General features: G+C 42.8%; 7 protein-coding genes. All 7 read left to right on the top strand.

The features are described from left to right. Positions 1 to 201 precede the first annotated feature (201 nt). Entirely contained in the window at positions 202 to 1,524 is a 1,323-nt protein-coding gene (gene der, locus RYO92_RS10430) for a ribosome biogenesis GTPase Der (protein ID WP_007156078.1), read from the top strand. A gap of 5 nt (positions 1,525 to 1,529) precedes the next feature. Further along, positions 1,530 to 2,177: a glycerol-3-phosphate 1-O-acyltransferase PlsY gene (plsY, locus tag RYO92_RS10425; protein WP_315370335.1), complete on the top strand. Its 648-nt coding sequence runs from the start codon at positions 1,530 to 1,532 to the stop codon at positions 2,175 to 2,177. A 91-nt stretch (positions 2,178 to 2,268) separates the two neighbouring features. Beyond that, a complete protein-coding gene (locus tag RYO92_RS10420) occupies positions 2,269 to 3,273 on the top strand; it encodes an NAD(P)H-dependent glycerol-3-phosphate dehydrogenase (RefSeq protein ID WP_308579474.1) in 1,005 nt (334 codons plus the stop codon). Between the two features lie 144 nt (positions 3,274 to 3,417). Further along, a complete protein-coding gene (locus RYO92_RS10415; protein WP_315370334.1) occupies positions 3,418 to 4,623 on the top strand; it encodes an ABC transporter substrate-binding protein in 1,206 nt (401 codons plus the stop codon). A 166-nt stretch (positions 4,624 to 4,789) separates the two neighbouring features. Then, positions 4,790 to 5,671, top strand: a complete 882-nt coding sequence (locus RYO92_RS10410) for a branched-chain amino acid ABC transporter permease (protein WP_183684038.1) — start codon at positions 4,790 to 4,792, stop codon at positions 5,669 to 5,671. Position 5,672: 1 nt separating this feature from the next. After that, the gene (locus tag RYO92_RS10405; RefSeq protein ID WP_315270282.1) at positions 5,673 to 6,731 is read left to right on the top strand and encodes a branched-chain amino acid ABC transporter permease; all 1,059 of its coding nucleotides are present in this window, start codon (positions 5,673 to 5,675) and stop codon (positions 6,729 to 6,731) included. Beyond that, a partial coding sequence (locus tag RYO92_RS10400; protein WP_315370333.1) for an ABC transporter ATP-binding protein occupies positions 6,728 to 7,377 on the top strand: 650 nt, incomplete at its 3' end. The genes RYO92_RS10405 and RYO92_RS10400, both read left to right, overlap by 4 nt.

The following is a 7,377-nucleotide window of genomic DNA, read 5'->3' as shown; positions in this document are numbered from 1 at the left end:
TCGAGGTCACCCTCGACACCCTTGCCTTCGGCTATATCCTTCCCACTACCGGGCGAATTCGGGACTTTAACCCGTTAGAAACGTGCGCCGCTAGGCGCACAAGTATAAAAAGAGGAGAGGCTTAGGCCTTTCCTCTTTTCTTATAGAAGAAAAAATGGTAAAATATCTCCATTTGTTGTAGGAATTTATGGGAGGGGCAAATTGAGAAAAGTTATAGTAGCAGTGGTCGGAAGACCGAATGTGGGAAAGTCCACCCTTTTTAATACGATTGCAGGAAAGCAGATTTCCATTGTTCAGGATACTCCGGGAGTAACCAGAGACCGTATTTATGCGGAGGGAAACTGGTTGAATTATTATTTTACCATGGTGGATACCGGAGGTATCGAACCGATTTCCGATGATGTGTTATTAAAGCAGATGCGATCTCAAGCGGAATTGGCCATTGAAACTGCGGATGTGATTATTTTTGTCACAGATGTAAAGTCCGGCGTAGTGGATGCGGATTATGAGGTGGCAGAGATGCTTCGCCGTTCCAAAAAGCCTATTGTCCTTTGTGTAAACAAGGTGGACAGCATCAAAAAGTATGGTAATGATATTTATGAGTTCTATCAGCTGGGACTGGGAGAACCCTTCCCGGTATCCGCTGCCAACCACTTAGGGCTGGGAGACCTTTTGGATGAGGTGGTAAAGCATTTTCCAAAGGAAGGACTGGAAGAGGAAGAGGACGGTACTTTGAAAATTGCTCTTATCGGAAAGCCAAACGTGGGAAAAAGCTCTTTAACCAATAAGCTTTTGGGAGAAAATCGTGTTATTGTATCGGACATAGCCGGCACCACCAGAGATGCTATTGATACGGAAGTGACCTATAACGGTACACCCTATATCTTTATTGATACCGCCGGTCTGAGAAGAAAGGGGAAGGTAACGGAAGATATTGAGCGATATTCCGTGATCCGAACTGTTGCCGCAGTGGACAGGGCTGATATTTGTATAGTTTTGATTGATGCCGTAGAGGGAATTACCGATGGGGATACCCGCATTGCCGGTATTGCCCATGAATCCGGAAAGGGTGTTATTATTGCCGTCAATAAGTGGGATTTGGTGGAGAAGAACGATAAAACCATGCAGGAATTTACAAAGCAGCTGAAAGAGAAATTTGCTTACATGGACTATGCGGAGTATCTCTTTATTTCTGCGGAAACCGGACAGAGAATTCATAAGATTTATGAATTGGTGAATATGATTCACGACAATCAGGTAATGCGGATTAAAACCGGTGTTTTAAATGAAATTCTGGCAAGAGCAACAGCCATGAAACAGCCCCCCTCCGATAAGGGAAAGAGATTAAAGCTTTTCTATATTACCCAGGCTTCCGTTGCGCCTCCCACCTTTGTAATCTTTGTTAATGACAGGGAGCTGATGCATTTTTCCTATACCAGATATATTGAAAATCAAATTCGAGAAAATTTCGGCTTTAGAGGAACCCCCATTCGCTTTATTATCCGGGAAAGAGGAGAAGATTAATTGTCATGAGTATACTTCAACTTTGTGTTTGCTTTATCCTTGGGTATATTTTCGGAAATATACCCAATGGATATCTCTATGCGAAATCTCAGGGAGTAGATATTTATCATCAGGGCTCAGGCAATCCGGGAAGTACCAATGTTTTACGAACCTTGGGGAAAAGAGCCGGCATCACGGTGCTTTTAATGGATATTGCGAAATGTATGGTTCCTATATTTCTGATGATTTTATTTTGGAAGCCGGCAAATGAAGATCAGAAAACCTTGATTTTAATGCTTACCGGTATAGGAGCCATTCTGGGACATAATTTCCCTATCCTCCCCGGGGTAAAGGGAGGTAAAGGTGTGGCTTGCACCGGTGCTTTGTTGATTGCTTTGGCTCCCTTATATACCCTGGGACTTTTATGCTTTTTTATCCTGATTGTTTTAACAACAAAATATGTCAGCTTAGGTTCTGTTCTTTCCGTTTTTGTCTTCTTTTTATCCGTGCTTCTTATGGGAAAATCAGGAATTCTTTTTCCGTTTTCGGAAGCTGTTTATCTGCCGATGTGCGGATTAAGTCTTTTTTTGGCCTTACTTTGTTTGTTTCAGCATAGGGAAAATATGAAACGCTTAATGAATGGTACGGAAAATAAATTTGGCAAGAATAAATAGAAAAGCGGAAAGAGTAACTTGTAAGATTAAGTTTTTTTCTTGAATAAGGATTTCTCAATATAAAATTTCATTTTCATACAAAGGAGTCTTCATGAAGATTGCTATTCTGGGTATCGGAACCTGGGGTTCCGCCTTAGCCATAACGCTAAGAAAAAACAATCACAGCTTAAGCTTATGGACCTATTCTAAAGAGGAGGAAGCAGAACTGAAAAAAACCCGAGAACCGAAGAATCTTCCGGGTACAAGCTTTGCTGAAGATATCGAAATCACCTCCTCTTTGGAAAGGGCACTAAAGGATAAGGAAATGGTTATTTTTGCGGTGCCTTCTTTGTTTACCCGATCTGTAGGAGAGCAGGTAAAGGACTATATTCAAAAAGATCAGATTCTTCTAACGGTATCCAAGGGGATAGAAGAAAAGACCTTACTGACCATGTCCCAGATATTGGAAGAGATTTTTCCGGAAAATCCTGTGGCGGTTCTTTCGGGCCCTTCCCATGCGGAGGAAGTATCCCGTTTTCTGCCTACCACTATTGTATGTGCTGCAGGAGAAGAAAGCTGTGCGAAAACCATACAAAAAACTTTCCAATCTGACAGCTTTCGCGTTTATATCAATAAGGATGTTCTGGGAGTAGAAATCGGTGCCGCTTTAAAGAATGTCATTGCATTAGCGGCCGGAATTGCTGATGGTTTAGGCTATGGAGACAATACCAAGGCTGCACTGATTACCAGAGGTATAGCGGAGATTGCAAGGCTGGGACAGGCTATGGGAGGGCATTTGGAGACCTTTGCCGGGCTTTCCGGAATCGGCGATCTGATTGTAACCTGTGCCTCCAAGCATTCCAGAAATCGTAAGGCAGGCTTCTTGATTGGCGAAGGATTAAGCTATGAAGAAGCTATGAAGGAAGTGGGACAGGTGGTAGAAGGGGTATACGCAGCCAAGGCTGCTCTAGCTTTAGGCGCAAAGTATGGTGTAGACCTGCCCATAGTCCATGAAGTAAACAGGGTATTATTTGAGGGAAAGAACCCGAAGCAGGCCGTAATGGATCTTATGCTTAGGGATAGTCGGGCGGAAAGTCCGGGAGTTAGCTTCCCATAGTATATTATTCATGATAGGTATTACTTTTAGTTATACCTATCTCTTTTTTTATGTTAAATTGTTATAAAAAGAATTGACAAGAAAAGAACTTCTCCCTATAATACGGAAAGTATTTTACTGATAGTGAAATAAGGGAGGATTAACATGAAAAAACAATTATCTATGGTTTTAGCCGCATTAATGGCAGCATCTTTAGTAGCCTGCGGAGGCGCAAGCGGAGAGAAGAAAGCTACAGAAGCTGAATCTAAGGCAAATGCAGAAAGCTCCGGAGCCGAGAAGGGCGGATTAACTTGGAAAATCGGAGGACAGGGACCTTTAACCGGCGGCGCTGCAGTATATGGTAATGCCGTAGTAAACGGTGCGGAAATTGCTATTGATGAGATTAACGCAAATGGCGGAATCAACGGATACCAGATTGAATACAAGAAGGCTGACGATGAGCATGATCAGGAAAAGGCTATCAATGCATACAACAGCTTAAAGGACTGGGGAATGCAGTTCCTTGTAGGACCAACCACCAGTGCTCCTGCTATCGCAGTAGGAACGGAAGCGGAAGGGGACAATATGTTTCTTCTTTCTCCCTCCGGATCCGCAGTGGAAGTTACCGCTCCTAAGAATGTATTCCGTGTATGCTTCTCCGATCCTGCACAGGGAACAAAGTCTGCAGAGTATATCGGAAGCCATAATTTAGGCAAGAAGATTGGAATTATTTATGATTCTTCTGACGTATATTCTTCCGGAATTCATGATTCCTTTGTTGCAGAAGCGCCTAAGCAGGGATTGGAAGTTGTTGCGGATGAGCAGTTTACCGCTGATTCCAACAAGGACTTCTCCACACAGCTGCAGAAGATGAAGGATTCCGGTGCTGAGCTGGTATTCTTACCCTTCTACTACAGTGAGGCTGCTTTAGTACTTACTCAGGCCAATACCATGGGCTTCAAGCCGACCTTCTTCGGATGTGACGGTATGGACGGTATCTTAAACGTGGAGAACTTTGATGTTTCTCTGGCAGAAGGCCTGATGCTTTTAACTCCTTTTGCTGCCGATGCAAAGGATGATTTAACCGTTAACTTTGTAAAGAACTACAAAGAAAAGTATAAGGAGACTCCGATTCAGTTCGCAGCAGATGCTTATGACGCAGTATATGCTATTAAGACAGCTGTAGAGAAGGCCGGCTTAACTCCTGATCAGAGTGTTTCCGATTTAGGTACTGCAATGGAGAAGGCTATGACAGAGATTAGCTTGGATGGACTTACCGGTACCGGCATGAAGTGGAATGAGGCCGGAGACGTGGATAAGGAGCCTAAGGCTGTCATTATCAAGGACGGAGCTTACGTATCTGCCGAATAATGATTGTCTTATAAATGGGAGACTACAGGCTCTGCCTGAATCTTTAGTTAAGAAGTCGTTATACACCGGAAGTCAAAGGCTTCGCCTGGGCCACCGGTAAGAATTATGGAAAGGGCAATGCTGAGGCTTGCCCTTTCTATTTACATCAAGAGAAAGTGAGAAAAAGATGAGTTTTATTTCCTATCTTTTAAACGGAATCAGTTTGGGCTCGGTGTATGCCATCATTGCCCTAGGTTATACCATGGTTTACGGCATTGCAAAAATGCTGAATTTTGCCCATGGAGATATTTTGATGGTGGGAGGCTATGCCGCTTTTCTCGCTTTTAACCAGATGGGACTTGGTATTCCCTTATCTATTCTTTTTAGTATGGCAATCTGTACCGCCCTTGGCGTTTTAGTGGAAAGGGTAGCTTATAAGCCCCTTCGTTCAGCTAATTCTTTGGCTGTACTGATTACCGCCATCGGTGTGTCTTATCTTTTACAAAATCTTGCTTTATTACTTTTCGGAGCAAATCCGAAAAGCTTCCAGTCCTTTGTAAAGCTTCCTGCATTAAAGCTGGCGGGAGGACAGCTGGTCATTTCCGGAGAAACTATGGTCACCATTTTGGTGGGAATTTTAGTTGCCGTTGTTTTATTATTGTTCATCCATAAAACCAGAGCAGGACAGGCTATGCTGGCGGTATCCGAGGACAAGGGGGCAGCCACTTTGATGGGAGTAAATGTAAATGGTACCATTGCCCTTACCTTTGCTATTGGTTCCGCCTTGGCCAGTGTGGCAGGAATCCTTCTTTGCTCTGCCTACCCTACCCTTACGCCCACCACAGGCGCCATGCCCGGTATTAAGGCCTTTGTGGCTGCCGTATTGGGAGGAATCGGTTCTATTCCCGGAGCATTTATCGGAGGAATTTTACTTGGTGTTCTGGAAAATCTCTCAAAGGCCTATATTTCTTCCAAACTGTCGGATGCCATTGTTTTTTCCGTTTTGATTATTGTATTGCTGATTAAGCCAAGCGGAATTTTAGGAAAGAAGATTATGGAGAAGGTGTAAGATGAAGAATGTACAAATGAAAAAAATCAAAGATATTTTTTTGAATTACGGAGTCATTCTTATTCTGTACTTTGTTGTTCAGCTATTCCTAAAATCCGGTTCCGTAAGTTCCCTAATGAAGGGACTTTTGGTTCCTCTGTGTATTTATTCTATTTTGGCCATAAGCCTAAACCTTGTGGTGGGTATTTCCGGAGAATTGTCTCTGGGGCATGCGGGCTTTATGTGCGTAGGAGCTTTCTTCTCCGCCAGCTGTTCCATGCTTTTAAAGGGAAGCTCTCTTCCTCCTATGCTTATTTTCTTTATCGCCCTGTGCATTGGTGCTATTTCAGCCGGATTCTTCGGCTTTTTAATCGGTATTCCGGTTTTAAGACTGAAAGGAGACTATTTAGCCATCGTAACCTTGGCTTTCGGAGAAATTATCAAAAACATTATTAATGCTCTGTATTTTGGGGTGGATAAGAATGGTTGGCATTTTTCCTTAAAGGACGGTACAGCTGTTGCTTTGGGAGAAGGGGGAAAGTGGATTATTAAAGGCGCACAGGGGATTACCGGTACGCCGAAATATAGTAATTTTACTGTAGGAATAATTCTTCTTTTACTCTCTATGCTCTTTATTCAGCATTTTATTCATTCCAGAACGGGAAGAGCAGTTATGGCGATTCGAGATAATCGTATTGCGGCGGAAAGTATTGCATTACCCGCTTCAAAACTGAAGTTGCTTTGCTTTACGATCTCTGCGGCCATCGCGGGAATTGCTGGAGTACTGTATGCCCATAATTTAAGCTCTCTACAAGCTTTGCCAAAAAATTTCGGATACAATCAGTCTATTATGATACTGGTATTTGTAGTTTTAGGCGGAATAGGCAATATGCGCGGCTCTATCTTGGCCGCTGTTGTTCTTACTCTGCTTCCTGAACTTCTTCGTTCCTTAAACGACTACAGAATGTTGATTTATGCCGTTGTTTTGATTGTGATGATGCTATTTACTTCCGCCCCAGGCTTTATTGCTTTTCGGGAGAATATTCTTCATCGTTTGTTCCGTAAGGAGGTGAATGCATGAGTCTTTTAGAAGTGAATGCCTTAGGCATTTCCTTTGGAGGTCTGAAGGCGGTAGATCAGTTCCATATCTCTATTGAGAAAAAAGAGTTGTACGGTTTAATCGGGCCTAATGGTGCAGGGAAAACCACAGTATTTAACCTGCTTACCGGAGTTTACCAGCCCAACACAGGAGAAATTCTTTTAAATGGGGAAAATATTGTAGGGAGCTCCTGTATTGAGATTAACAAAAAAGGAATTGCCAGAACCTTTCAGAATATCCGATTATTCGATAAGCTGACAGTATTGGACAATGTAAAAGCAGGATTTTTCCAGGAAAATTCCTATTCTTTTATAGAAGGGATTTTTAGACTGCCCCGGTATTTTCAAAAAGAAAAAGAAATGTCGGATAGAGCTCTGGATTTACTTTCTGTTTTTCACCTGGAAGAGCATGCTTTGGACTTGGCGGGAAATCTTCCCTACGGAAAACAAAGAAAGCTGGAAATTGCAAGAGCTCTGGCAACCAATCCTTCCTTACTTTTATTGGATGAGCCTGCAGCGGGAATGAATCCCAATGAAACGGAAGAACTGATGGACACTATAAGACTGGTTCGTGATCGTTTTGATATGACCATTTTATTGATTGAACATGATATGAAGCTGGTATCCGG

Origin of the sequence: Oribacterium sinus, assembly GCF_963553175.1 — a bacterium.
GTDB lineage: Bacteria > Bacillota > Clostridia > Lachnospirales > Lachnospiraceae > Oribacterium > Oribacterium sinus_B.
The sequence above is the reverse complement of the archived record's forward strand: the minus strand, read 5'-3'. Positions and strand labels throughout refer to the sequence as shown.